At 72.9% G+C, this 25,559-nt stretch carries 19 protein-coding genes; 11 read left to right on the top strand and 8 right to left on the bottom strand.

The genetic code is table 11. The features are described from left to right. Nucleotides 1-85: 85 nt before the first annotated feature. From IPO09_04020 to IPO09_03980, 9 genes are all read left to right on the top strand, one after another. Nucleotides 86-724, top strand: a complete 639-nt coding sequence (locus tag IPO09_04020; GenBank protein ID MBK9516521.1) for a prepilin-type N-terminal cleavage/methylation domain-containing protein — start codon at nt 86-88, stop codon at nt 722-724. A 94-nt stretch (nt 725-818) separates the two neighbouring features. Then, nucleotides 819-1,688 (top strand): hypothetical protein, encoded by an 870-nt coding sequence (locus IPO09_04015; GenBank protein MBK9516520.1) that lies wholly within the window; start codon nt 819-821, stop codon nt 1,686-1,688. Nucleotides 1,689-1,700: 12 nt separating this feature from the next. Next, on the top strand, nt 1,701-2,480 hold the full coding sequence (locus IPO09_04010) for an ABC transporter permease (GenBank protein MBK9516519.1): 780 nt from the start codon (nt 1,701-1,703) through the stop codon (nt 2,478-2,480). Nucleotides 2,481-2,485: 5 nt separating this feature from the next. Further along, the gene (locus IPO09_04005; GenBank protein MBK9516518.1) at nt 2,486-3,430 is read left to right on the top strand and encodes an ABC transporter ATP-binding protein; all 945 of its coding nucleotides are present in this window, start codon (nt 2,486-2,488) and stop codon (nt 3,428-3,430) included. A gap of 182 nt (nt 3,431-3,612) precedes the next feature. After that, nucleotides 3,613-4,299: a prepilin-type N-terminal cleavage/methylation domain-containing protein gene (locus tag IPO09_04000; GenBank protein MBK9516517.1), complete on the top strand. Its 687-nt coding sequence runs from the start codon at nt 3,613-3,615 to the stop codon at nt 4,297-4,299. A gap of 19 nt (nt 4,300-4,318) precedes the next feature. Next, nucleotides 4,319-4,867, top strand: coding sequence for a prepilin-type N-terminal cleavage/methylation domain-containing protein (locus IPO09_03995; GenBank protein ID MBK9516516.1), 549 nt, complete (start codon nt 4,319-4,321; stop codon nt 4,865-4,867). Further along, nucleotides 4,864-6,096, top strand: a complete 1,233-nt coding sequence (locus IPO09_03990) for a prepilin-type N-terminal cleavage/methylation domain-containing protein (GenBank protein MBK9516515.1) — start codon at nt 4,864-4,866, stop codon at nt 6,094-6,096. The genes IPO09_03995 and IPO09_03990 overlap by 4 nt, the downstream gene beginning before the upstream one ends. Before the next feature lie 37 nt (nt 6,097-6,133). Further along, a complete protein-coding gene (locus IPO09_03985) occupies nt 6,134-6,640 on the top strand; it encodes a hypothetical protein (GenBank protein MBK9516514.1) in 507 nt (168 codons plus the stop codon). 9 nt (nt 6,641-6,649) lie between these two features. Next, a complete protein-coding gene (locus IPO09_03980) occupies nt 6,650-11,818 on the top strand; it encodes a hypothetical protein (protein MBK9516513.1) in 5,169 nt (1,722 codons plus the stop codon). Nucleotides 11,819-11,897: 79 nt separating this feature from the next. Here IPO09_03980 and IPO09_03975 read toward each other — a convergent pair whose 3' ends face one another. The 6 genes from IPO09_03975 to ribF all read right to left on the bottom strand — a co-directional run bounded on the left by IPO09_03975 (nt 11,898) and on the right by ribF (nt 20,219). After that, entirely contained in the window at nt 11,898-13,295 is a 1,398-nt protein-coding gene (locus tag IPO09_03975) for a sigma-54-dependent Fis family transcriptional regulator (protein MBK9516512.1), read from the bottom strand. A gap of 12 nt (nt 13,296-13,307) precedes the next feature. Next, nucleotides 13,308-14,912 carry a PAS domain-containing protein gene (locus IPO09_03970; GenBank protein MBK9516511.1) on the bottom strand — a complete coding sequence of 535 codons (1,605 nt, stop codon included), beginning with the start codon at nt 14,910-14,912 and terminating at the stop codon, nt 13,308-13,310. A gap of 2 nt (nt 14,913-14,914) precedes the next feature. Next, nucleotides 14,915-16,180, bottom strand: coding sequence for a type II secretion system F family protein (locus tag IPO09_03965; GenBank protein MBK9516510.1), 1,266 nt, complete (start codon nt 16,178-16,180; stop codon nt 14,915-14,917). A 67-nt stretch (nt 16,181-16,247) separates the two neighbouring features. Then, on the bottom strand, nt 16,248-17,348 hold the full coding sequence (locus tag IPO09_03960) for a PilT/PilU family type 4a pilus ATPase (protein ID MBK9516509.1): 1,101 nt from the start codon (nt 17,346-17,348) through the stop codon (nt 16,248-16,250). Nucleotides 17,349-17,407: 59 nt separating this feature from the next. Continuing rightward, on the bottom strand, nt 17,408-19,114 hold the full coding sequence (pilB, locus tag IPO09_03955; GenBank protein MBK9516508.1) for a type IV-A pilus assembly ATPase PilB: 1,707 nt from the start codon (nt 19,112-19,114) through the stop codon (nt 17,408-17,410). A 124-nt stretch (nt 19,115-19,238) separates the two neighbouring features. Then, on the bottom strand, nt 19,239-20,219 hold the full coding sequence (ribF, locus tag IPO09_03950) for a riboflavin biosynthesis protein RibF (GenBank protein MBK9516507.1): 981 nt from the start codon (nt 20,217-20,219) through the stop codon (nt 19,239-19,241). Nucleotides 20,220-20,475: 256 nt separating this feature from the next. Here ribF and IPO09_03945 point away from each other — a divergent pair, with 256 nt between their 5' ends. Next, a complete protein-coding gene (locus IPO09_03945) occupies nt 20,476-20,784 on the top strand; it encodes a hypothetical protein (GenBank protein MBK9516506.1) in 309 nt (102 codons plus the stop codon). A 21-nt stretch (nt 20,785-20,805) separates the two neighbouring features. On the opposite strand, the gene acnA is transcribed toward IPO09_03945, so the two are convergent. Continuing rightward, the gene (gene acnA / locus IPO09_03940; GenBank protein MBK9516505.1) at nt 20,806-23,673 is read right to left on the bottom strand and encodes an aconitate hydratase AcnA; all 2,868 of its coding nucleotides are present in this window, start codon (nt 23,671-23,673) and stop codon (nt 20,806-20,808) included. Between acnA and IPO09_03935 the strand changes: the two genes are divergently transcribed. Continuing rightward, nucleotides 23,672-25,147, top strand: coding sequence for a nicotinate phosphoribosyltransferase (locus IPO09_03935; GenBank protein ID MBK9516504.1), 1,476 nt, complete (start codon nt 23,672-23,674; stop codon nt 25,145-25,147). The two genes, acnA and IPO09_03935, sit on opposite strands and share 2 nt — an antisense overlap. Nucleotides 25,148-25,176: 29 nt before the next feature. On the opposite strand, the gene IPO09_03930 is transcribed toward IPO09_03935, so the two are convergent. Then, nucleotides 25,177-25,521 (bottom strand): DsrE family protein, encoded by a 345-nt coding sequence (locus IPO09_03930; protein MBK9516503.1) that lies wholly within the window; start codon nt 25,519-25,521, stop codon nt 25,177-25,179. Between the last annotated feature and the right edge of the window lie 38 nt (nt 25,522-25,559).

Here is a 25,559-nt window from a genome sequence, read left to right as displayed (position 1 = left end):
GCCGTCTCGAACGATGCCTGGCCGCCGGCCGGGCACAGACGCCGGCCGCCGCTTGCGGCGCTCCCGGCCCGACCGGAGGAATCACATGAAGAAGATCGCCAAGGGCTTCACCCTCATCGAGCTCATGATCGTGGTGGCCATCATCGGCATCCTCGCCGCCATCGCCATCCCGAACTTCGTGAAGTACCAGCTCCGGTCCAAGTTCTCGGAGGCCTCCTCCAACGTCGAGGGGCTCCGCAAGGCGCAGGAGGCGCTGCGCCAGGGTGAGCGCGGCGTGACCTTCGCCGGCGTGCTCGACGCGACCTACGTGGGCGGCTCGTACCACAACCTGGCCGGCACGCTGTTCCCCACCGTGGGCGCCATCGGCTCCGCCAAGATGCCCTGGCCGGCCGCCGACCTGCAGCTCACCACCGCCATCGACTGGCAGATCGAGGGCGCCACCTACTTCAACTACCAGATGAGCACCGCCGGCTGCGCCACCAGCACCGCCGCGGCCACCAACTCCGGCATCTGCTACTCCATCGGCGCGGCCGCCGACATCGACGGCGACGCCGCGGTCGGTGAGGTCATGCTGGTGAAGCAGTCGCTGGCCGCCGTCCCGGTCACCGCCACCATGCCCGGCAACGTCACGGCCTTCCCCGGCACCGGCCTCGGCAGCTGCGGCGCCGCCGGCACCGAGGTCTACGGCATGCCCTGCACCGGCACCGGCCCGGACGTCTTCTAGTCCCCGCTCGCCGTCACGCTTCACCTCGAAGGGCGCCGCCTGGCTGCGGCGCCCTTCGCCTTTTCACCCTCCGGCGCTATCCTCTCCCCCGCCCATGCTCCACCGCCGCACCCCCCTCCTCGCCCTGGCGCTCCTGGCCCTCCTCGCCACCGCGGCCGCCCGCACCTCGCTGGCGCCGGAGGCCTCGGCCCGCGGGATCATCCGCAACCCGGCCTGGCTGCCGAGCGGCCAGGCCCTGCGGGCCGCCGCCTTCGGGCAGCGCCTCCTGCTGGCCGACTACTACTGGCTCCAGGCGGTGCAGTACGTGGGCGAGACCATGCTGGCCAAGGCGCAGCGCTGGGAGGCGCTCGCCCCGCTGCTCGAGATCGTGACCGACCTCGACCCGCGCTACGGGTACGCCTACCAGATGGGCGGCTCCAACCTGGCCGGGCTGGCCCAGCGCTACGACGAGGCCGACCGCATCCTCCAGAAGGGCATGAAGGCCCTGCCGGAGCGCTGGAGCCTACCCTTCGTCTACGCCACCAACAAGTTCCTCTACCAGCAGGAGTACGCCGAGGCGGCCGAGTACGCCCGGCGCGCCGCCGCCATCGGCAAGCGGCCCCACCTGGCCCTGCTGGCGGCCAACCTGTCGGCGCTGGCCGACACCGACGACGAGTACCGCGCCGCCCTCGCCTTCCTCGACCAGATGCTGGAGCAGAGCGACACCCCGGAGCTGCGCCAGGAGCTCTTGCAGCGGCGGGTGAAGATCGAGACCTACCAGGCGCTGTCGGCGCTGGAGAAGGCGGTGGCCGCCTTCCGCGCCGAGCGCGGCCGCCTGCCCGCCCGGCTCGGCGAGCTGGTGCCCGGCCACCTCGGCGCCCTGCCCGACGATCCCGCGGGCGGGCGGCTGCTCTACGACCCGGCCACCGGCGCGGTGCGGAGCTCCGTGCTGGGGCCGCGCGCCCCGCTGCGCGTCACCCGCTAGGAGACCCCCCGGATGCCCGCCGCCACCCTGGCCATCGCCGCCACCACCGTCAAGGAGGCGCTGCGCGAGCGCCTGCTCTACAACCTGCTGGTCTTCGCGGTGCTGCTGGTGGTGGGGTCGCTCACCATCTCGCAGCTCACCCTGGGCGAGCAGTACCGCATCATCGCCAACATGGGCACCTCGGCCACCCAGGTCTTCGGCACGCTCATCGCCGTCTTCCTGGGGGTGGGGCTGGTGAGCCGCGAGATCGACCGGCGCACCTGCTACCCGGCGCTGGCCCGGCCGGTCTCGCGGGCCGGCTTCGTGGTGGGCAAGTACCTCGGGCTGCTGACGGTGCTGACCCTCAACGTGGCGCTCATGGCGGTGGCCACCGGCGCGGTGCTGCTCTTCTACCGCGGGGCGCCCTCCTTCCTGGACGGCGCCTTCGCCGCCACCTTCGCCCTCACCGCGGTGCAGCTGGCCATCTGCGGCGCCTTCGCGGTGCTCTTCTCCACCTTCACCACCGCCACCCTGGCCAGCATCTACACCCTCACGGTGGTGGGGGCCGGCTGGCTCTTCGGCGAGGTGCGGGTCTTCTGGCTGACGGCCCGACAGACCGAGCTGAAGGGGCTGGTGCAGGTGCTCGACTACCTCCTGCCCAACATGTCGCTCCTGGACCTCAAGGAGACCGTCACCTACGGCGACCCGGTGACGCTCGGCTCGGTGCTGGCGCGGGCCGCCTACGGCCTGGGCTACTCCGCCACCCTGATCCTGCTGGCCGCCGCCGTCTTCACCCGCCGGGACATCCGCTGACCGCCATGGCCGACCTCGCCATCTCCTGCAGCCGCCTCTCGAAGACCTACCGCCTGGGCCTGCGCGCCCGCAAGGTGGAGGCCCTGGCCGACCTCGACCTCGCCGTGGCGCCCGGCAGCGTCTACGGCTTCGTCGGCCCCAACGGCGCCGGCAAGTCCACCACCATCAAGGTGCTGGTGGGGCTGGTGAGGGCCAGCGCCGGCTCGGCCACCCTCTTCGGCACGCCGGTCGACGACCCGCGGGCCCGGCTCACGGTGGGCTACCTGCCGGAGAACCCCAGCTTCCACGACTTCATGCGGCCGCTGGAGGTGATGCGCTACCTGGGCCGGCTCTCCGGCCTGTCCGGCGCCGACCTGGATCGCCGGGCCCTGGCGCTGCTGGAGCGGGTCGGGCTGGGCCACGCCCTCGACCTGTCGGTGCGCAAGTTCTCCAAGGGCATGGTGCAGCGGCTCGGGCTGGCGCAGGCGCTGGTGCACGACCCCCCGCTGCTGGTGCTCGACGAGCCCATGAGCGGCCTCGACCCCATCGGCCGCAAGGAGGTCCGCGACCTGGTGGTCGAGCTGGGCCGCCAGGGCAAGACCATCTTCTTCTCCACCCACATCCTCTCCGACGTGGAGTCCATCTGCGATCGGGTGGGCATGCTGCTCAAGGGCCGGCTGGTGCGCGAGGGCACGCTCGGCTCGCTGCTCGACGGCACGGTGCGGGCGGTGGAGCTGCGCTGCGCCGGGCTCGACGCCGCGGCGGTGGCCGAGGTGCGGGCCCTGGCCCTGGACGGCGGGCCCTCGCCGGACGGCCAGGCCTTCACCTTCGCCACCCTGGAGGCCGCCAACGCCGGCGCCGCCCGGGTGCAGGCGCGCGGCGGGCAGGTGCTGCTGCTCTCGCCCCACCGGGAGACGCTGGAGGAGACCTTCGTCCGGCTGGCGCAGGCGGTCGGCGAGCGGGGGGGCTGAACCCCGGCGGCGGGACGCCCGCCCACCCTGGCCCACACCCCCTCCAGCGCACCGAGGTGCCAGGGTGTGAACTCTTTGCATGTGGGCGAGCGCCTGCGGCCGCCACCCGCCTGGACTCCCTGGGGATTTCCCGGGCCCGGCCGCGTCCGGGGCTTGCATGCTCCAGGGGTCGGGAGGTCCACGTGCGACGAGACCGGCGGGCCAGGGGCTTCACGCTCATCGAGATGATGGTGGTGGTGGCCCTGATCGGCATCCTGGCTGCGCTGGCCTACGCCGGCTTCGCCGGCCAGAAGCGCCGCCAGCGGCTCACCGGGACCACCGTGGAGTTCCAGGCCCTCCTGTTCGGCGCCCGCCAGACGGCGCTCGCCAATGGGACCCAGGTGGTGCTGATGGTCTTCCCGGACCACGTGAACACCCTCGGCGGGACCGGCCGCTTCGTCCTCTACGAGGACGCCGACCTCGACTTCTTCAGCGCCGCCGCAGGGGTCAACTTCGGCGGCTTCGATCCGGCCGCCCCCGCCGGCGCCGGCCCCCGCGGCGTGGTGCTCGAGACCTACGACCTGCCCGACGGGCTGGTGGTCGGCCCGCCCAGCGGGCTCGGGGTGGCGGCGGTCATGCCGGCCCCCTTCGCCGGCATCGCCGTCAACGTGGACTGCTCCTTCTGCACCGGCGCCGGGCGCCGCGGCGCCATCGCCTTCCAGCCGCTCGGCACCGCCAGCTTCCACGACGACAACGGCCCGCCGCTCGACCTGCCCTTCGGCGGCAGCTTCTCCTTCTACGCCGCCGACGCCGACGAGGTGCGCACCCTGGCGGTGGCCGCCTCCACCGGCGTCGTCCAGACCCTCACCCGGAAGCTCCTGGCCCCCTGACCCGGCCCCCGAGGTCCCGATGCGAACCACACGACGGCAGCGCGGCGCCACCCTCATCGAGTCCATGGCGGCCCTCGGCATCCTCATGATCGGCGCCACCGGCATGGTGGCGCTGACCCACCAGAGCACCTTCTTCATGGCCGACTCGCGCCGGGCCAGCCGGGCCGCCAGCTTCGGGCAGGACCTGGTGAGCCAGATCGAGCTGTGGGACTACACCGACCCCCGCCTCGCCAACGTCCAGACCGCCAACGACGGCGACGTGGGCGACTCGGCCTACGCCTTCCAGGGGTCGCAGGACCCGATCGCGGACGGGCTGGCCGATCACGGCGAGGCCGACCTCGGCGCCGACTTCGCCGGGCTGCCAGATGACCTGCTGAGGGTCAACTACGACATGCAGCGCTACTGGAACGTCACCAGCCTGGACGACTACAACGCCAACGGGGTGCCCGACGGGGTGCGCGTGGCGGTCATCATCCGCTGGCGGGTCGGCGGCGCCAACAACGCCGTCAGCTCCTGGCGGCGGGCCGTCTTCATGACCATGAAGATCAACACGGCGGACCTGCGGTGAGGGCCGGCGGCGCGGGCGCGCGACGCGGCTACACCCTCATCGAGCTGGTGGTGGCCCTGACCATCAGCGGCCTGACCGTGGCCGCGGCCATCTCGCTGCTGGTGCAGCAGCAGCGCAGCTACGCGGCCACCTCCAGCGACCGGGGCCAGCAGGAGGCCGGGCGGCTGGCCCTGCAGGACCTGCTGACCCGCCTGGAGCAGGCCGGCTACGGCGTGGACCCCAACCTGACCTTCGACTTCGGGGTGGTGGACCGGGCCCCGCGCACCGGCCTCATGCCGCCGGCCGCCTTCGTGATGCAGTCGAGCTACCTGTGCGACGACCCGGTCAACTGCCGCGACCGCGCCGACGGCTCCGACGAGCTGGTCTTCATCGCCCGCAGCCCCTGGTTCCGCCGCATCACCGACGGCGTCACCACCAGCGTCGTCACCATCGTCGGCGAGCTGAAGAAGCCGCTCTACCGCGGGCAGATCCTGCAGGTCTCCTGCCTGGGCGGCAGCCAGACCCGGGCCTACGTGACGGTGGCCCGCCACGTGCCCGCGGCCGCCACGCCGGACCCGCTGGCCACGGTGGACCTCCAGCTCGAGCCCGGCCAGCAGGCGGGTGGCCTGGACGTCTTCCCCTTCGAGAACGCCCAGCTGGTGGACGGCTGCTTCTCGGCCACCCTGGCGGGCACCGAGCCGGTGGTCACGCTGGTGGACCGCTCGCGCTTCTACGTGGGCTGGTACCTGGCCGGCGCCGAGGTGGCGGCCCAGACCGACGGCGCCCGCCCCTACCTGATGCTGGACCAGGGGCTGCGGGACGAGACCGGGGTGCCCATCCGGCTGCCGGTGGCGCCCGAGGTGGAGGACCTGCAGTTCACCTACCTCTACTCGCCGGCGGTGGCCGGCGGCCCGCCGCGCATCGTGGGCGGCACGGCGGGCGTCCCGGCCTCGGCCGACGCCTTCCCCATGACGGTGGGGGCGGTGGTCCCGCCGGCCATGCTGGACGTGGCCGACGACCCGACCCGCCTGACCGGCCACCCGGCCAACATCCAGGCCGTGCGGGTGGCGGTGACGGTGCGCCAGCCCTCCGCCGACGTGGGCATCCCGGACGCCGAGGGGGCCGTGCTCGGCGCCGCCGGCAACCGCCCGGCGCTGCCGGCCTCCCCCTACCGCCGCCGCTGGCTCTGGGAGACCACCGTGGTCCTCCGCAACCAGGCCAGCGCCTACTACGTCTACCCGGTCCTGTGACCCCAGCGCCGGGCTCGCCCGGCGGAGGCTCCACCCGATGCGCACCAGCGAACGCGGCAGCGCCCTCCTCATCGCCACCATCGTGGTCATGATCATCGCCGTCATCGGCGTCGGCATGGTCCGCTTCACCCAGCGGCAGGTGGCCGGCGCCACCGCCGGCCTGCGCGCCGACCTGGTGTCGGCCTGCGCCGACGCGGCCCGCAAGCTCCTGCAGAGCCGCTTCCACGCCCTGGGGCAGAACCCCACCGAGGTGGACGTGCTCGACGTGACCATGGACGGCCCCACCGGCCGGATGCGGGCGGTGGGCGGCCACATCGACAGCGACCCCAGCATGCCGGTGCTGACCGTCAAGCAGGTGGAGCACGTGCCCAACCTCATCGTGGACAAGGTGCGCGGCGACGACCTCTCGAACCGCGTCACCGACACCGGGGGCTTCGGCGGCGCGCCGTACCGCGTCACCGTCCACTGCCAGGAGGGGGATCTCTCGGACCCCACCAGCGGCCGCCAGATCGAGATCGAGTTCGCCGTCAAGTTCGGCCTCTAGGAGCCAGCCATGCGCGCCCGCCCCCTCTCGCTGCTCGCCGCCGCCCTGCTGCTGGCCTTCGTGCTCCCGCTCGTCAACGACGCGGCCGAGCCGGTGCCGGCCGCCTCCAGGGCCCCCTGCTGCAACACCTTCGACCAGGCGCCGCCGCCGGTGCCCACCGGCGACGAGGCCTTCTTCAACATCCCGGGCGGCGTGCCCAACCTGATGCTGCTGCTCGACAACTCGGGCTCGATGGGCGGCCTGCCGCGCGACCTGGTCGCCTACTCCAACGCCGCCTCCATCCCCACCTACACCTACCCGGGCGCGCCCACCGCCACCGGCGCGCCCGCCACCCACCGCTGGAGCACCGGCGGGACCTTCCGCGGCACCTGCGGCCTGGCCCAGCCGCTCTGGCTCAACGCCCGCACCCCCAAGACCACCACCGGCCTGCCGGACACCACCCGCGCCCCCTACGACAACGGCTACAACAACGACGGCGGCACCTACGAGACCGTCGACGACCCGCCCTGGGGGCTGAAGCGCTGCGAGGCCAAGCAGGCGCGCCCGGCCACCGACCGGACCCGCGACTACTGCCTCTTCCGCCCGGACAGCTTCTACAAGGTGGTCAACAACCCGGACAACGGCGGCCCGTGGGACGACACCTGGGCCACCGTCTACAACGCCAACCCCTGCGCGGCCGTCACCAGCGCCGGCGGCGCGCTGGTCCTCAACTACGACGGCACCATCACCCAGGCCGACAACCTGGCCGAGTGCCAGAGCTGCCTGGCCACCGAGGGCTTCTACGTCATGAACCCGCGCCAGCGCACCGGCGTCGCCAGCTACGCCAACACCGCCAACCAGGTGGTCTTCGCCGGCTGGTTCCTCAACGCCTACCCGCCCAAGTACGTGGCGGCCCGCAAGGTGGTGAAGGACATCGTGCGCTTCGACGCCACCTCGCGCCCCAACACCGACATGATCCGCTTCGGGCTCTCCACCTTCGCGGCCGCCAACGACACCGGCTACTCGGCCAGCCTGCGAGCCAACGACGGCGGCGCGCTGGTGGTGCCGCTCGGGCCCGACTGCGACAGCTCCTTCCCGGTGAGCCGCCCGGCCTTCGCCACCGCCCGCCAGGCCATCATCACCGCCATCAACGCCCAGGCCACCGGCGGCGCCGCCTGGGACTCCACCCGCTACGTCCAGTTCGGCACCACCACCCCGCTGTCCGAGTCGCTCTTCAACGTGGGGCAGTACTTCACCAACACCGGCACCGCGGCCCTCTACACCTCGCTCTTCGGCGCCGGCTGGGTGCGCGCCAGCTTCGCCGAGAACCAGCCCGGCACGGTGGGCACGGGCATCGCCACCTGGGCGGTGGCCGGAAAGAACCAGCGCTCCTTCTGCTGGGCCTGCCAGCAGTCGTCCATCGTGGTGGTCACCGACGGCGAGCCCAACCAGGACTCCAACCTGCCCTCCAGCACCGCGGCCAAGACCGCCCACTCCACCTTCAACGGCGACTTCCGCTACTGGTCGAACCCCACGGTGGACTGCGTGGCCTGCGGCTGCGACATGAACCGGAACACCAGCTGCCCGGTGGCCTCGCCGATGATCCCCAACGCCACCGCCACCGCCATCCCCAACGCCCTGCACAAGGTGGCCTACTTCCTCAAGCAGACCGACCTCCGGCCGGACCTCGTCAACGGCGCGCGGCCGCAGAACGTCTCGACCTACACCATCAGCTTCGGCATCGACACCACCATCGACGCCAAGGCCTACGCGGTGCTGCGCAAGACGGCCGAGCTGGGCACCGGCGACCCCAACAACTACATCGCCACCGCCGACCCGCAGGAGCTGGCCGCCGCCCTCGACCGGGTGGTCACCGACGTGGTGGCGCGCACCACCTCCTTCTCCTCGGCCAACGCCAACGCCCTGCAGACCTCCAAGACCACCAGCGCCGACGCCTACCTGGGGCGCTTCCGCCCGCTCAACGGGTCCATCTGGGAGGGCCACCTGTTCGCCGCCCAGATCTTCGACGAGTTCGGCGAGGGGTGCAGCGAGGCCTTCCCCACCGCCGGCCAGAAGCTCTTCGCCTGCGGCGCCTACGCCGACCGCAACCCCAACCTCGACGGCGACGAGTTCGCCAGCGGCATGGCCCGCTGCAGCTCGAGCTACGTGGTGGACAAGGACTGCGACCCGGTGGTGGAGGACTCCACCGGCAACTTCAAGAAGGCCCACTTCGACCCCACCACCCACCAGCTGCTCTCCGACCCGGACGACGCGGTGCTGCACTGGGACGCCGGCAAGGCCCTCTCGGATCCCTCGAACCCCGGCTACCGCTCGGCCGTGGAGGACCCGTCGGACCCCAGGCGGCGCGTCATCTACACCGTCATCGACCGGAACGCCGACGGCAAGTTCACCGCCGCCGACGGCCTGGTGGAGTTCACCGCCGACAACGCCGCCGCCATCGGCCCGCTCATGAACCTGCCGCTGCGGCCGCCGGTGGCGCCGGTGGCCGGCACCATCACCTGGAACTGCGCCACCTGGCTCAACCAGATCGGCATCTGCGGCTCTCGGACCGGGCTGGCCGCCTGCCCGGCCGGCGACGACGCGCTGCGCACCATGTGCGCCGCCCAGCTCATCCACTTCTACCGGGGCTGGGACGTGATGGACCAGGACGCCGACCACTGCGCCGGCCCGGGCAACTTCTACAACACCGGCGCCTGGGACGCCCCGGCCACCTGCGCCGCCAGCTCCGCCTGCGGCGGCACCGCCACCTGCGACGCGGTGACCAAGAAGTGCAAGACCACCGGCTGCCCGCTGGGCGAGCAGCGCGACCGCGTCAACGACTCGCGCGCCGCCGCCGCCCAGGAGTTCTGGAAGCTGGGCGACATCTTCCACTCCTCGCCGGTGCTGGTGCGGCCGCCGGTCTCCAAGTCCTACTGCCGCTCGGGCGCCTTCAACCAGTGCGTCCTGACCCTCTACTCCGGCACGGGCGCCTCCAAGGCCACCGCCACCCGGCTGGAGGCCTACGGCGTGAGCGACGCCTACGACGTGTGGCGCGACGAGCAGCTCGACCGCGACCAGTTCGTGGTGGTGGGCGCCAACGACGGCATGTTCCACGCCTTCGACGCCGGCACGGCCATCACCGCCGGCGCCCCGGTCCCCGAGGTCGGCTACCCCTTCACCTCCGGCACCGGCGCCGAGAAGTGGGCCTTCGTCCCGCCCGACCTCCTGCCCAAGCTGCGCTACGGCCTGGACGCCCACACCTACTTCGTGGACGGCAGCCCCATGGTGCGCGACGTCTGGGTCGACGGCACCGGCGGCCACGCCAAGGACGGCGTCAAGCAGAAGGGCGAGTTCCACACCGTGGCCATCCTCACCGAGCGCGGCGGCGGGCAGCGCTTCACCGCGCTCGACATCACCGATCCCAACGCGCCGGCCTTCCTCTGGACCTACCCGCAGCTCTGCTCGGAGGACTCCAAGCTGGTGGGCCAGAGCTGGTCCGACTTCCTGCCGCGCCCGCCCCCGGTGGGCCCGGTGCGGCTCAAGCTGCCCACCGGCAGCGGGCAGGACCCCATCGGCCGCGGCTTCGAGGAGCGCTGGGTGGCCATGCTGAACGGCGGCTACGATCCGGGCCTGGTGCGCGGCCGCGCCGTCTTCATGGTGGACGCCTGGACCGGCCTGCCGCTCTGGCGCTGGACCGACGCCGACTTCAAGACCCTGCGCGGTGACGCCAAGGCCAGCATGTTCCCGGTGGCCGCCTCCATCGCCATGATGGACATCGGCAAGGCGGACAGCTCCAGCGCCCGCGCCCCCGACCAGGACGGCTACTTCGACACCGCCACCTGGGGTGACCTGGGCGGCAACCTCTTCACCGCCCGCTTCCACGAGCCGGGCGAGGTGGACACCGGCACCGGCCTGGTCACCAACTGGTCGGCGGCCCGCTCCTTCGAGCAGGCCCGCAAGGCCGACGACACCCAGGGGGTGGCCGGGCGCGGCGAGTTCTTCTTCATGACCACCAACGTGCTGGACGGGCCGGCCCGGCTGATCACCATGACCGGCAGCGGCAACCGCGAGAAGCTCATGCAGCAGTCCAGCGCCTGCGGGCCCGACAACGTCATGGGCTGCTGCGCCTCCGGCTGCACGGTGGCCTCCTCCGCCACCGCCACCAGCTTCGGGGCCGGCTCCTGCAGCCAGGGCGGCACCTTCCAGTGCTCCGGCGGCCTGCTCACCTACACGCCGGCCGCCACCACCGGGTGCGGCGCCGGCTTCGCCTGCGGCGCCACCACCCAGACCGTCACGCTCAACTTCACCTGCGGGGCGGCCGGCGCCACCAGCGCCCCCAGCGTGCCCGTCACCGCCAGCCTCAGCTGCGGCGCCAACGGGGTCTGCACCAGCGAGAAGGTGGTCACCTCCAACAACGCCATCTCCACCTCCATCCTGGGCGTGGATCCGCAGCAGTACCGCATGGTGTCGGTCTGGTCCTACGGGGCGGTGCCCTCGCGGCTCTTCTCGACGCCGGCCGAGGCCAAGGCCTTCGACCAGAACCGGCTCACCGACGTGACCTTCTCCGGCTGCGCCGACATGCCCGGCACCTCCTGCAAGCTGGTGGAGACCGCGCCGGCCCAGGTGCGGACCTCCGGGCTGGGGCTGGCCACCACCTGCCGCGGCGGCGCCAGCAAGTGCACCGCCGGCAGCGAGGACCCGGGCTGGATGTACACCTACGGGACCTTCTGCCCGCTGGAGAGCTGCACCCCCGCCACCTGGAAGGACGAGCGCACCGGCGCCGGCGCCAACGCGCTGATGAGGTGCGCCGACTGGTCCACCTTCCGGCCCACCGGCTCGGCCTCCGGCACCGACCCCTGCACCGCCAGCACCGGCACGCCCTCCGAGCTCTCCTACCTGCTGGACGTGGTGACCGGGAACCCGCGCGAGGGCTGCGGCGTGGAGGACACCACCCCCACCCTGGGCTACCTGGCCGGCCGGCAGAAGAGCGCGTATGCGCCGCCGCAGAACGCCTCCATGCGCATCGTGGTCAACGAGCGCGGCCAGGTGAGCTACTCGACCCTCAAGATCGAGACCGGCGCGCCGGCCGAGAAGACCAGCCTGGGCACCCGCAACAGCCTCTCGGATCCGCTCTACTGGCTGGAGGTGCCGCGGCAGCTGCACACCTGCCGGCACGTCGATCCGACCACCTGCCCGTGAGCCGGGCCGGCGCCGCGGCGGCACCGCGCGGCGCCGGCGCCTCCGCCGGGGGGCGCGTCGGGAGGGACCCGCCGCGGCCTCAGGGCTGCGGCGCGGGCCCCTCGCCGCCGATGCCGAACTTGGCCAGCCGGTAGCGCAGCGACCGGAAGGTGAGGCTGAGCAGGCGGGCCGCCTCGGTCTTGACGCCGCCGGTGCGGGCCAGCGCCTGCTCCAGGATGGACCGCTCCACCTCGTCGAGGTGGGCCTGCAGGTCGAGGCCGGCCTCCGGCAGCGGGGCCGGCTGGTCGGGCGCGCCCGCCACGGCGCCGGCCGGGCCGCGCATGGTGGGCGGCAGCACCGCGGGGCCGATGACCGGCCCCTCGGCCAGGGTCACCATCCGCTCCACCACGTTGGCCAGCTCGCGCACGTTGCCGGGGTAGTCCCAGCCGAGCAGGATGCGCTCGGCCTCGGGCGAGAGGCGCGGCTCGGGGCAGCCCTGCTCCTCGGCCACCCGGGTGAGGAAGTGGGCCAGGAAGAGCGGCAGGTCCTGGCGCCGCTCGCGCAGCGGCGGCAGGCGGAGCTGGATGACGTTGAGCCGGTAGAAGAGGTCCTCGCGGAAGCGCCCGGCCTTCACCTCGGCGGCCAGGTCGCGGTTGGTGGCGGCCACGATGCGGGCGGCCACCGCCAGGTCGCGGGTGCCGCCCACCCGGCGGATCTTGCGCTCCTGCAGGGCCCGCAGGAGCTTGACCTGCACCGGCGGCGGCAGCTCGCCCACCTCGTCGAGGAACAGGGTGCCGGCCCCGGCCACCTCGAAGAGGCCGCTGCGCGCCTCGCTGGCCCCGGTGAAGCTCCCCTTCTCGTGGCCGAAGAGCTCCGACTCGATGAGCCCCTCCGGGATGGCCCCGCAGTTGATGGCCACGAAGGGCGCGTCGGCCCGCCCGCCGCGGTCGTGGATGGCGCGCGCCACCACCTCCTTGCCGGTGCCGCTCTCCCCGGTCACCAGGATGGTGGTGCGGGCCGGCGCCACCTTGTCGACCAGGCGGCGCACCTCCTCGATGGCCGGCGAGGTGCCGATCAGCTGGCGGTCGCCGGGCGCGCCCAGGTGGTGGCGCAGCACCCGGTTCTCCGCCACCAGGGCGCGGTGCTCCAGCGCCTTCTCCACCACCAGCGACAGCTCGTCCACCTTGAAGGGCTTCTGGACGTAGTCGTAGGCCCCCAGCTTCATGGCCTGGATGGCGTTCTCGGTGGTGGCGAAGGCCGTCACCATGACCACCTCGGTGGCGGGCAGCTCGGCCTTGACGGCCCTGAGCACCTCCAGGCCGGAGCCGCGCCCCAGCCGGAGGTCGGTGATGACCAGGTCCAGGTCGCCCTGCGACAGGCGCGCCAGCGCGCCGGCCTCGTCGGCGGCGGTGGAGACCAGGTGCCCGCGCTTCTTCAGCAGGATCTCGAGGAACTCCCGCATCGACTGCTCGTCGTCGACCACGAGGATGGAGGCCATGGGTGCGGCATCCTACCCCGGGGCCGGCCCGGCCGCGCCGGGCAGGCGCACCGTGAAGCGCGCGCCGCGCCCCGGCTCGCCCTCCACCGCCACGGCCCCGCCGTGGGCGTCCACGATGCGGTGGATGGTGGCCAGCCCGAGGCCGGTGCCCTCCGGCTTGGTGGTGAAGAAGGGGGTGAAGAGGCGGGGCCGGTCCTCCGGGTCGATGCCCGGGCCGTCGTCGGCCACCGAGAGCAGCGCCCCGCCGCCCGGGGCGGGCCCGCAGGCCACCTCGATGCGGCCGCGCCCGCCGCCGGCCGACCCCGCCCCCAGCGCCTGGGCGGCGTTGACCAGCAGGTTCCACAGCACCTGGCGGAGCTGGTCGGCGTCGCCGCGGGTGGTGGCCGGCTCGAGGCGCCGCGCCAGCTCCAGCCCGGCCGCGGCCGGGTCGAAGGTGAAGGCCTCCAGGGTCTCGGCCGCCAGGGCCGCCAGGTCCACCGGCTCGCGCCGCGGCGGGGTGGGGCGGGCGAAGGCCAGGAACTCGGTGACCAGCTGGGCCAGCCGGCCGCCCTCGCGCAGCACGATGTCGAGCAGGCGGCGGTCGTCCTCGCCCAGGCTGGAGGCGCGCAGCAGCTCGACCGAGCCCATCATGGAGGCCAGCGGGTTGCGCAGCTCGTGGGCCAGGCCGGCCGCCAGCTGCCCCAGGTCGGCCAGCCGCTCGGAGCGCCCCAGCCTGACCTCCATGGCCCGGAGCTCGGTCAGGTCCTGGAAGATGACGGCCGTGCCGAGCGCCCGGCCGCTCCGCCCCAGGAGCGGGAAGGTGGAGTAGCCCAGCCGCAGCGCCGCGCCGCCGGCGGCGACCAGGTCGGTCTCGCCGCGGGCGGTGTCGGTGCGGAAGGCCGCGAACCAGCGCGCCGCCGGCTGGCCCACCACCTCGCGCCGGCCGAGCCCCATGATCTGCTCACCGGCCCGGTTGAGGAAGGTGACCCGCCCGGCCACGTCCAGGGTCACCAACCCGCTGGTCACCGACTGCACGATGGACTCGTGCAGGGCGGTGATGGCGGCCAGGTCGCTCTCGCGCTCGGCCAGCCGCTCGCCGGTGTGGCGCAGCTGCTCGGCCAGGTAGCCGGCCAGGGCGGCGGTGGCCGCGAAGGCGCCGGCGTGCACGAAGAGCAGCGGCCAGGGGGGCGCCCCGGCGGCGCGGGCCAGCAAGAGCTCCAGCCCCAGGTAGGTGAGCAGGGCCAGCAGCAGGGCGATCAGCGCGCCGCGCCGGTAGAGCAGGATGGCGCCGTTGACGATGGCCAGCGAGAACATGAAGACGAAGACGCTCTCGGCCCAGCCGGTGAAGCCCACCACCGCCGCCGCGGTGGCCACGTCGAAGGCGATCTGGGCGTAGGCCAGCGGGCGCAGCGCCCGGCCCAGGCGCAGCCACCAGGCCGAGGCCAGGGCCGCCAGGTAGGTGCCGATGACCAGGCCGTAGAGCGGCCCGGTGAACGAGGCCTTCTCCTCGGCGACGTTCCAGGAGACCGCCACCGTGCCGACCAGCAGCACGGTGACCGAGACCAGGCGGAAGAAGGTGAGCCAGACCAGCTTCTTGTGGAGCGCCGGGTCCGCCGGGGCGCCGGCCGTCTCCGCCATGCCTACTTGATGTTCCCGGCCATGGTGAAGATGGGCAGGTACATGGCGATCATGAAGTAGCCGACGGTGCCGCCCAGGAAGACCATCATGAGCGGCTCGATGGCGCTGGTGAGCGACTGCACCGCCACGTCCACCTCGTCGTCGTAGAAGTCGGCGATCTTGCCGAGCATCTGGTCCATGGCGCCGGTGGCCTCGCCCACGCCGATCATCTGCACCACCATGGGCGGGAAGACCTTGGTCTCGGCCAGCGGGCCGGCGATGTTCTTGCCCTCCGAGATCTTGGCCCGCACGTAGAGGATGGCGTGCTCGATGGTCTTGTTGCCGGCCGACTTGGCCACGATCTCCAGCGCGTCCAGGATGGGCACGCCCGAGGAGAGCATGGTGCCGAGGGTGCGGGTGAAGCGGGCCACCGCCACCTTGCGGATGAGCGGCCCGAACATGGGCGTCTTGAGCACGAAGCCGTGCCACAGCTCCTGCCCGCGCCCCCGGGAGATCCAGGCCTTGAAGCCGATGAAGAGCGCGGTCGGGATCCCGATGATGAGGTACCAGTTGTTGCGGAAGCCGTGCGAGATGTCGATGAGGATCTGGGTCGGCGCCGGCAGCGAGCCGCCCATGTCCTTGAACATCTTCTCGAAGGTCGGCACCACGTAGGCGATGAGCACCAGCACCACGCCCACCGCCACGCTGAGCACGATGACCGGGTAGACCATGGCGCCCTTGACGCGCCGCTTCAGCTTCTCGTTCTTCTCGATGTAGGCGCCGAGCCGCTGCAGGATGGTGTCGAGGATGCCGCCGATCTCGCCGGCCCGGACCAGCTGGGTGAAGAGCTCGTCGAAGACCTTGGGGTGCTCGGCCAGGGCGTCGGCGAAGGTGGAGCCGGCCTCGACCCGGGACTTGATGGCCAGGAGGACGGAGCGGAAGGCCGGGTTGTCGTTCTGGGTGCCGATGATGTCGAGGGCCTGCACCAGCGGCAGGCCGGCGTCGATCATCACCGAGAACTGCCGGGTGAAGATGAGGATGTCCTTGGTGCCGACCCCGCCCATGCCGGGGATCTTGAGGTGGAGCTCCTTGGGCTTCTTCTTGACCTTGACCGGCTCGATGCCCATCTGGCGCAGCCGCTGCTCCACCGCCGCGGCGTCCTGGGCCTCGATCTCGCCGGACTTGACCTCGCCCTGCTTGGTCTTGCCCGACCACTTCCAGACCGGGGTCTTCTTCACCACCACCTGGGCGGGCTTGGTCTTCTGGGTTGCGGCTGCGGCCTGGGCCATGTGCGCCTCGTGAGGGTCCGAAGGTCGATGCTAGCGTGCGGTGGGGCGGTGGTCGAATCCGCGGCGCTCAGCGCGCCGGCGGCCCGGCCGGCCGCACCGCCCCCACGCCGGTGGAGATGAGGTTCTTGAGCTCGTCCTGGTCGGAGGAGCGGCCCAGCGCCTCCTCCAGGGTGATGGTGCGCCGGGCCAGCGCCTGCACCAGGCTCTGGTTGAAGGTCTGCATGCCGAACTTGTTCTGGCCCACCTGCATCTGCGAGTAGACCTGGTGCACCTTGTCCTCGCGGATGAGGTTGCGGATGGCGGGGTTGGGCACCATCACCTCCACCACCAGGACGCGCCCGGGGGCGCCGGCGCGCGGCAGCAGGTTCTGGGTCAGCACCCCCTCCAGCACGAAGGAGAGCTGGGCGCGCACCTGCGGCTGCTGGTAGGGCGGGAAGACGTCCAGGATGCGGTTGATGGTCTGCACCGCGCTGTTGGTGTGCAGGGTGGCGAAGGCCAGGTGGCCGGTCTCGGAGATCACCAGGGCCGCCTCGACCGTCTCCAGGTCGCGCATCTCGCCGATCAGCACCACGTCCGGGTCCTGGCGCAGGATGTACTTGAGCGCCTTCTTGAAGGACTGGGTGTCGGCCCCCACCTCGCGCTGGTTGACCAGGCAGTTCTTGTGCGGGTGCAGGTACTCGATGGGGTCCTCGACCGTGAGGATGTGCTCGTGCCGGTCGGTGTTGATCTTGTCGATGATGGAGGCCAGCGTGGTGGACTTGCCCGAGCCGGTGGGGCCGGTCACCAGCACCAGGCCGCGCGGCTTCTTGGTCAGCTCGGTGACGATGGCCGGCAGGCCCAGCTCCTGGAAGGTCAGGATCTTGAAGGGGATGGTGCGGAAGGCCCCGGCCACCGCGCCGCGCTGCATGAAGACGTTGGCGCGGAAGCGCGACAGCCCCTTCACGCCGAAGGAGAGGTCCAGCTCGTTCTCCTCCTCGAACTTGTGCTTCTGGGCGTCGGTCAGGATGGAGTAGCAGAGCTGCTTGGTGTCCACCGGCGAGAGCGGCTGGGTCTTGAGCGGCACCAGCTTGCCGTCGATGCGCAGCTGCGGCGGCGAGCCGGTGGTGATGTGCAGGTCGCTCGCCCCCTTCTCGACCATCGCCTTGAGGAGCTGGTGCAGGTTGGCCACGTCGTCACTCCGTGGGCCGCCGCCGCGCCGGGGCGCGGGGCCGGGCCCTCAGTCAGGGATCAGAACTTGTCGGGGGCGGTGTTGCCGACCGCCTCGGCCAGCGTGGTGACGCCCAGCTTCACCTTGGACAGGGCGCTCATGCGCAGGGTCCGGAAGCCCAGGCGGATGGCCTCCTGCTTCAGCTCGGCGGTGGAGCAGCCCTGGATGATGAGCTCCTTCAGGCCGTCCCAGATGGGCATCACCTCGTAGACGGCCACGCGGCCCTTGAAGCCGCGGTCGTTGCAGTTCTTGCAGCCGACCTTCTCGAAGACCTGGAAGGTGCCGAGCTCCTCGGGGGCGAAGCCGGCGTCGAGCAGCGCCTGCTCCTCCACCGCCACCGCCCGCTTGCACTCCGGGCAGAGGCGGCGGCAGAGCCGCTGGGCCACGATGGCGTTCAGCGAGGCGGTCACCAGGAAGGGCTCGATGCCCATGTTGAGGAGGCGCGAGACCGTGCCCGGGGCGTCGTTGGTGTGCAGCGTGGAGAGCACCAGGTGGCCGGTGAGCGCCGCCTTGACGCCGATCTCGGCGGTCTCGAAGTCGCGGATCTCGCCGACCATGATGATGTCCGGGTCCTGGCGCAGGAAGCTGCGCAGGGCGGCCGCGAAGTTCAGGCCGATGTCCTCGTGCATCTGGACCTGGTTGATGCCGAAGAAGTTGAACTCGACCGGGTCCTCGGCGGTGGAGATGTTCCAGGACACCTCGTTGAGCTTGGAGAGCGCCGAGTAGAGCGTGGTGGTCTTGCCGGAGCCGGTCGGGCCGGTCACCAGCACCATGCCGTAGGGCCGGTCGATGGCCTCCATGAACTCCTTGAGCTGGGCCTCCTCGAAGCCCAGCTTGGTCATGTCGAGCTGGAGGTTCGACTTGTCGAGGAGGCGCATCACCACCTTCTCGCCGAACAGCGTCGGGCAGACCGAGACGCGGAAGTCCATCTCCTTGCCCTTGCCCAGCTTGAGCTTGATGCGGCCGTCCTGCGGCAGCCGGCGCTCCGAGATGTCCAGCTCGGCCATGATCTTGAGGCGCGAGATGATGGCGTTCTTCAGCTTCATCGGCGGCTTCATCACCTCGTAGAGGTTGCCGTCGATGCGGAAGCGGACCCGGAAGTCCTTCTCGTAGGGCTCCACGTGGATGTCGCTGGCGCCCTTCTTGATGGCGTCGAGCAGGATCAGGTTCACCAGCTTGACGACCGGCGCCTCGGCGGCGCTGTTCTGCAGGTCGACGGCGTTGATGTCCTCCTCGCCGCCGTCGACGATGGCCACCTCCGAGTCGTCGAAGCCGGTCATGATCTCGTCGAGATCCGGCCCCTTCTCGGCGTAGTAGCGCTCGATGGCCTCCTTGATGGCCTGCTCCGAGGCCACCACCACCTCGACGTTGTAGGAGGTGAGGAACTTGATGTCGTCGATGGCGAAGATGTTGGACGGGTCGCTCATGGCGATGATGAGCGACGAGCCGGCGCGGTTGACCGGCACCACCTGGTGCTTCTCGGCGGTGGCCCTGGGGATGAGCTTCAGGACGTCGGGGTCGATGTCGAAGTCCTTGAGGCTGATGGCCGGGACCCCGTACTGCTTGCTCAGGAAGCCGGTCAGGTCGGACTCGGCGATCGAGCCCTGCTTCACCAGCAGGGAGCCGATGCGTCCACCCGTCTTGCGCTGCTCCTCCTGGGCCTTCTGCAGCTGCTGCAGGGAGATGAGGTTCTCCCGGACCAGCAGTTCGCCGAGCCGTCCCGACATGTCTCAAGATCCCCGCTGTGGTGCCTGGAAGAGGTGGGCAGCGCCACCGACAGTAGCAGGGGGTTCGCGGGGGGGTCAAGGAACCGACCGCGCCAGAACCCCCGGATTTCCAGGGAAAATCGCCTCAGGGGGCCGCGGCGCGCAGCAGCGCGCGGGCCCGCCCGGCGTCGTCGGCGATCTGGGCCGTGAGGGCCTCCAGCGAGGGGAAGCGCCGCTCGTCCCGCAGGCGGGCCAGGAAGGCCACCCGGATGGCGGCCCCGTAGAGGTCGTGCCCGGGGAAGTCGAGCAGGTGCACCTCGGCGGTCACCCGTCCGGCGGCCTCCACGGTCGGCTTCACCCCCACGTTGCAGACGCCGCCCTGGAGCGGGCCGTCGGCCAGGGGCGCGCCGGGCCCACCCGGCCCGGCCGGCGGGCCCAGCCGGACCCGCACCGCGTAGACCCCGTTCTGCGGGAGCAGGCCGTCGCCGAGCAGGTTGGCGGTGGCGAACCCCAGGCCCCGCCCGCGGCCGGCGCCCGGCACCACCCGGCCGTCCACGTCGTGGGGGCGGGTCAGCAGCAGCGCCGCCGCCTCCACCTTCCCCTCCAGCAGGAACTCGCGGATCTTGGTGGAGGAGACGGTCAGCCCGCCCTCGGCCACCGGCTCGACCACGCCGAGGGTGAGGCCGTGCGCCAGGAGCAGCGGGCGCAGCGCCGCCACGCGGGCTCGCTCGTGACCAGCGGTGAAGTCCCAGCCGACCACCACGTCGGCCACCCGGAGCGCGCCGGCCAGGTCGCGGGAGACGAAGCCCTCGGCGCTGGTGGCGGCGTAGCCCAGGTCGAAGGGCTGCACCACCACGGCGTCGAGGCCGGCCTGGGCCAGCAGCTCGAGCTTGCGCGGCAGCGGGGTGAGGAGGGGCGGGGCCAGCTGCGGCCGGAGGGCCCGCACCGGGTGGGGCTCGAAGGTGAGCACCCCGGCCCGGGCGCCGCGGGCGCGGGCCAGCTCGAGGGCGCGGGCCACCAGCGCCTGGTGGCCCAGGTGGACCCCGTCGAAGTTGCCGATGGCCACCGCGCCGCCGGCGAGCAGCCCGGAGGCCGCGGCCTCGGCCAGTGAGGTGAAGACCTGCATGCGGGACAACGGATAGGCCCGAGGCGGCGGCGGCGTCAATCGGGCGCGGCGGGCGAGAGCCGAACGGAGGCGCGACCCCGACCCTGACCGCGACCCCGACCCGGGCCCAGGTGCCCCCTCACCCCGGCCCTCTCCCCCAGCCAGCTGGGGGAGAGGGTGAGCAGAGCGCCCTGACCCCGACCCTGACCTCGACCCCACCCGCCGTCCGCCGCCGGTTTCTTGCGCCGGGCGCGCCCCGCCCCTAGAAGCGCACCCCATGACGCTCCACACCGCCCTGGCCGCCTCGGCGGTCCTCGCCGCCGGCTGGCTCTTCTTCACCGCGGGCGCCCGCGCCCTGCCCCTGGTGGCCCTGCTGGCCGCCGGCGCCGAGGTGGCGCTGGCGGAGCGCTGGTTCCGGGTGGCGCTGCCCGGGCCCACCCTGGCCCTGGCCCTGGGCGCGGGCATCGCGGTGCCCGGGGTGGCGCTCTGGTGGCGCGCCGGCGGCAAGGGGCCGCTCACGGCGGCCTCCATCCTGGCCTTCGTGGGGCTGCTGCAGGTGGCGCTGGCGCTGCTGCTCCGGCTGTGAGGCGCGGGCCGGGCCCCGCCCTCACATGAGCTGGCGGAGCACGTACGGCAGGATGCCGCCGTGGCGCAGGTACTCCACCTCCACCGGGGTGTCGACGCGCAGCGTGACCGGCACGTCCTCCACCGCCCCGCCCCGGCGGGTCACCCGGAGCGCCAGCCGCTGGCGCGGGACCAGCGGGCCCTCGGCGCCCGGCAGGTCGTAGGTCTCGGTGCCGTCGAGCCCCAGGGTGAGCGCGCTCACCCCGTCGGCCAGCTGCAGGGGGAGCACCCCCATGCCCACCAGGTTGGCGCGGTGGATGCGCTCGAAGGAGCGGGCCACCACCATCCGCACGCCCAGCAGGCGGGTGCCCTTGGCCGCCCAGTCGCGCGACGAGCCGGTGCCGTACTCCTGCCCGGCGATCACCAGGAGCGGCGTCCCCTCGGCCCGGTAGCGCTCGGCGGCGTCGAAGATGGCCAGCCGCTCGCCGGAGGGCTGGTGCGCGGTGACGCCACCCTCCACCCCGGGCACCATCAGGTTCTTGAGCCGCACGTTGGCGAAGGTGCCGCGCACCATCACCTCGTGGTGGCCGCGCCGGGCGCCGTAGGAGTTGTAGTCGGCGTAGGCCACGCCGCGGCCGGTGAGCCAGCGGCCGGCCGGCGAGGTGGCGGCGATGGTGCCGGCCGGGCTGATGTGGTCGGTGGTGACCGAGTCGCCCAGGATGGCCAGCGCCCGGGCGCCCTGGATCCCGCTGGTGGCCCCGGGCGTCAGGTCGAACCCCTCGAACCAGGGGGCCTCGGCGATGTAGGTCGAGCCGGCGTCCCAGTCCGGCACCGCGCCGGTGGGGGCCTCGAGCGCCTTCCAGGCCGGGTTGGCGCCGGCCAGGTCGGCGTAGGTGGCCTGGTAGACCTCGGGCCGGGTGGCCTGCAGCAGCAGCGCGTCGACCTCCGCCGCCGAGGGCCAGACGTCGGCCAGGAAGACCGGCGCGCCGCGGGCGTCGCGCCCGAGCGGCTCGCTGGCGAGATCGATGTCGACCCGCCCGGCCAGCGCGAACGCCACCACCAGGGGCGGGCTCATCAGGAAGTTGGCCTTCACCGCCGGGTGGACCCGCGCCTCGAAGTTGCGGTTGCCGGAGAGGACGCTGGCCACCACCAGGTCCTGGCCGCCGATCAGCGCCTCCAGGCGCGGGTCGAGCGGCCCGGAGTTGCCGATGCAGGTGGTGCAGCCGTAGCCCACCACCTGGAAGCCCAGGGCGTCGAGGTCGGCCTGCAGCCCGGTGTTCGCCAGGTAGTCGGAGACCACCCGCGAGCCGGGGGCCAGCGAGGTCTTCACCCAGGGCGCCGGGTGGAGGCCGCGGGCGCGGGCCTTGCGGGCCAGCAGGCCGGCCGCCAGCATGACCGAGGGGTTGGAGGTGTTGGTGCAGGAGGTGATGGCGGCGATGACCACGTCGCCGTGGCGCAGCGAGAGCGACGCGGTGGGCACCGCGCGCAGGCCCGGCACGGCGGGGGCCGCCGGGGCGGCGGCGCTGGCCGGGGTGGGGGCCGGCGCCGAGGCGGGGTGGCGCACCGAGAGGCCGGCCTCCTCCTTCCCGAAGCCCTCCGGCGCCGGCTGCTCGAAGAGCGCGAGGAAGCGGCGCTTCAGGCTGGAGAGCGCCACCCGGTCCTGCGGCCGCTTCGGCCCGGCCACCGACGGCTCCACCGTGGAGAGGTCGAGCCGCAGCACCTGCGTGTAGTCCACCTCGCCCTCGCGCGGGATGCCGAAGAGCCCCTGCGCCTGGTAGTAGGCGCGCACCGCCGCCACCTGCGCGGCGCTCCGGCCGGTGGCCGCCAGGTACTCGAGCGTCTTCTCGTCGGTGGGGAAGAAGCCCATGGTGGCGCCGTACTCCGGCGCCATGTTGGCGAGGGTGGCCCGGGTGGCGGCCGTCAGCGAGGCGGCCCCCTCGCCGAAGAACTCGACGAACTTGCCCACCACCTTGGCCGCCCGCAGCAGCTCGGTGACGGTCAGCACCAGGTCGGTGGCGGTGACGCCCTCGGCGACCGCGCCGGAGAGGTGCAGGCCCACCACGTCGGGGGTGAGGAAGGCGGAGGGCTGCCCCAGCATGGCCGCCTCGGCCTCGATGCCGCCCACGCCCCAGCCCACGATCCCCAGGCCGTTGATCATGGTGGTGTGCGAGTCGGTGCCCACCAGCGTGTCCGGGTACCACAGGCCGCCCTGCTCGAAGACGCCGCGCGCCAGGTGCTCCAGGTTCACCTGGTGGCAGATGCCGAAGCCGGGCGGGACGATGCGGAAGGTGCTGAAGGCCTGCGTGCCCCACTTGAGGAAGCGGTAGCGCTGCAGGTTGCGCGCGAACTCCAGGTCCATGTTGGCGGTGAGGGCCAGGCTGGTGCCCCAGGCGTCCACCTGCACCGAGTGGTCCACCACCAGGTCCACCGGCACGATGGGCTCGATGCGCCCGGGCGCCCGGCCCAGGCGGGCCGCGGCGGCGCGCATGGCCGCCAGGTCCACCAGCAGCGGCACGCCGGTGAAGTCCTGCAGCAGCACCCTGGCCACCACGAAGGGGACCTCGCGGGTGCGCTCCGCGTTCGGCCGCCAGCCGGCCAGGGCCCGCACGTCCTCCTCGGTGACCCGCTGGCCATCGGCGTTGCGGGCCAGGGACTCCAGCACCACCCGCAGCGAGACCGGCAGCCGCGAGACCGGCCCGAAGCCGCGCCGCTCCAGCTCGGGCAGCGAGACCAGCCGCCCGGTGCGGCCGCTTCCGACGTCGAACGGGAGGGTGAGGCCGAGGTGGTCGCGCACGGAGGGCTCCTGGCGGGGCGAGGGGAGGCCCAAGTGTAGGCGCGGCCGGGCGGCCGGGCCACCGCGGCGAGGGTGCTGCGGCGCCGCGTCGCTGCTACAACCCGGGTGAGGTCCCATGCCCGTCCCCTCCGCGCTCTACCGCCCCTCGCTGGCGCTGCTCACCGACTTCTACGAGCTCACCATGGCCTGCGCCGCCTGGCGGAGCGGCGCGGCCGCCAGGCAGGCCTCCTTCACGCTGGCCTTCCGGCGCCACCCGTTCCAGGGCGGCTTCACCGTGGCGGCCGGGCTGGAGCAGGCCATCGACCTGGTCGAGCACCTGCGCTTCGCGCCCGACGACCTGGCCTTCCTGGCCCTGCAGCTGGGCGCCGACGGCGAGCCGCTCTTCGACGCCGGCTTCCTGGAGATGCTGGGCCGGCTGGAGCTCGACCTGGACGTGGACGCGGTGCCGGAGGGCACGGTGGTCTTCCCGCAGGAGCCGGTGGTGCGGGTGGAGGGGCCGGTCATCCCGGCCCTCCTGCTGGAGTCGGCGCTGCTGGCGGTGGTCAACTTCCAGTCGCTGGTGGCCACCAAGGCCGCCCGGCTGGCGCTGGCGGCCCGCGGCGCGCCGGTGCTGGAGTTCGGGCTGCGCCGCGCCCAGGGCATCGACGGCGCGCTCTCGGCCAGCCGGGCCGCCTACCTGGGCGGCTGCGCCGCCACCTCCAACACGCTGGCCGGCAAGCTCTACGGCATCCCGGTGCGCGGCACCCACGCCCACGCCTGGGTCATGCTGCACGACGACGAGCAGGCCGCCTTCCAGGCCTACGCCGAGGCGCTGCCCGGCAACTGCGTCTTCCTGGTGGACACCTACGCCACGCTCGACGGGGTGCGCCACGCCATCGAGGTGGGGCGCTGGCTCCGGGCGCGCGGCAAGCCGCTGGTGGGGGTGCGGCTCGACTCGGGCGATCTCGCCTGGCTCTCCATCGAGGCCAGGCGCCTGCTCGACGAGGCCGGCTTCCCCGAGGCGGTGGTGATGGCCTCCAACGAGCTCGACGAGACCATCATGCAGAGCCTGGTGGACCAGGGGGCGCGCATCGCGGTCTGGGGGGTGGGCACCCGCCTGGTGACCGGGGCCGAGGACGGCTCGCTGGGGGGCGTCTACAAGCTGGGCGCGGTGCGCGACCACCCCGGCGCGCCCTGGCGGCCCCGGCTCAAGGTCTCCGAGGCGGCCGGCAAGACCACCGTGCCGGGTCGGCTGCAGGTGCGCCGCTTCGCCGGGCCCTCCGGCTTCCTGGCCGACGCCATCTACGACCTCGACCTGGGGCTGCCGGCCGCGCCGGTGATCGTGGACCCGCTGGACGTGACGCGCCGGCGCCAGCTGCCGGAGGGCGGCCAGTCCGAGGACCTGCTGGTGCCCGTCTTCCGCGGCGGGCGCCGGGTCTACACGCCGCCGCCGCTGGAGGCCTGCCGCACCCGGGCCCGCCTGCAGGTGGCCTCGCTGCACGCCGGGGTGCGGCGCTTCGTCAACCCGCACCAGTTCCCGGTGGGGCTGGAGCGGCGGCTCTCCGACCTGCGGGTGGAGCTGACCCTGGCGGCGCGGCGGTCGCCCCGCTAGCGGCCCGGCCTACCGGGCGGCGGGCCCGGTCAGAAGCTGAACCGGTCCACCACCCCGCGCGACCACTCCAGGATGGTGGGCCAGCCCACCACCGCGTCGAGGGCCCGCTCGGCCTCGCCGAGGTCCACCCGCTGCTCCACCACGCTGGCCGAGCAGGCCACCAGGCGGGCGCCCAGCGCCCGCGCCTGCTGCAGCAGCGCGCCGGGCTCGTCGGGGTCGGCGTCGAAGGCGGCCACCAGCGCCGGCACGGCCGGACCGGTGAGGAAGACGTCCACCCGGTCCTCCAGGGAGACGGCCGCCAGGGCGCAGGACCCGGCGCTGCGGAGCGCGTCCGGGTCGGCGTGGGCGAGGAAGATGACGGTGCGGCCCGGCATGGCCGGGTTGTAGCCCACGCGGCGCCGGCGCGTCACGG

This window comes from Anaeromyxobacter sp. (assembly GCA_016718565.1).
Lineage (GTDB): Bacteria > Myxococcota > Myxococcia > Myxococcales > Anaeromyxobacteraceae > JADKCZ01.
This window is presented reverse-complemented; position numbering and strand designations above follow the sequence as displayed.

What these genes read in the sequence shown, in the direction of transcription:
- IPO09_04005 (MBK9516518.1), top strand. Translation starts at nt 2,486, where the DNA reads ATGGCCGACCTCGCCATCTCCTGCAGCCGCCTCTCGAAGACCTACCGC.
- IPO09_03985 (MBK9516514.1), top strand. Translation starts at nt 6,134, where the DNA reads ATGCGCACCAGCGAACGCGGCAGCGCCCTCCTCATCGCCACCATCGTG.
- IPO09_03980 (MBK9516513.1), top strand. Translation starts at nt 6,650, where the DNA reads ATGCGCGCCCGCCCCCTCTCGCTGCTCGCCGCCGCCCTGCTGCTGGCC.
- IPO09_03970 (MBK9516511.1), bottom strand. Translation starts at nt 14,912, where the DNA reads ATGGCGGAGACGGCCGGCGCCCCGGCGGACCCGGCGCTCCACAAGAAG.
- ribF (MBK9516507.1), bottom strand. Translation starts at nt 20,219, where the DNA reads ATGCAGGTCTTCACCTCACTGGCCGAGGCCGCGGCCTCCGGGCTGCTC.
- IPO09_03935 (MBK9516504.1), top strand. Translation starts at nt 23,672, where the DNA reads ATGCCCGTCCCCTCCGCGCTCTACCGCCCCTCGCTGGCGCTGCTCACC.
- IPO09_03945 (MBK9516506.1), top strand. Translation starts at nt 20,476, where the DNA reads ATGACGCTCCACACCGCCCTGGCCGCCTCGGCGGTCCTCGCCGCCGGC.
- IPO09_04010 (MBK9516519.1), top strand. Translation starts at nt 1,701, where the DNA reads ATGCCCGCCGCCACCCTGGCCATCGCCGCCACCACCGTCAAGGAGGCG.
- pilB (MBK9516508.1), bottom strand. Translation starts at nt 19,114, where the DNA reads ATGTCGGGACGGCTCGGCGAACTGCTGGTCCGGGAGAACCTCATCTCC.
- IPO09_04020 (MBK9516521.1), top strand. Translation starts at nt 86, where the DNA reads ATGAAGAAGATCGCCAAGGGCTTCACCCTCATCGAGCTCATGATCGTG.
- IPO09_03975 (MBK9516512.1), bottom strand. Translation starts at nt 13,295, where the DNA reads ATGGCCTCCATCCTCGTGGTCGACGACGAGCAGTCGATGCGGGAGTTC.
- IPO09_03995 (MBK9516516.1), top strand. Translation starts at nt 4,319, where the DNA reads ATGCGAACCACACGACGGCAGCGCGGCGCCACCCTCATCGAGTCCATG.
- IPO09_03930 (MBK9516503.1), bottom strand. Translation starts at nt 25,521, where the DNA reads ATGCCGGGCCGCACCGTCATCTTCCTCGCCCACGCCGACCCGGACGCG.
- acnA (MBK9516505.1), bottom strand. Translation starts at nt 23,673, where the DNA reads ATGGGACCTCACCCGGGTTGTAGCAGCGACGCGGCGCCGCAGCACCCT.
- IPO09_04015 (MBK9516520.1), top strand. Translation starts at nt 819, where the DNA reads ATGCTCCACCGCCGCACCCCCCTCCTCGCCCTGGCGCTCCTGGCCCTC.
- IPO09_03965 (MBK9516510.1), bottom strand. Translation starts at nt 16,180, where the DNA reads ATGGCCCAGGCCGCAGCCGCAACCCAGAAGACCAAGCCCGCCCAGGTG.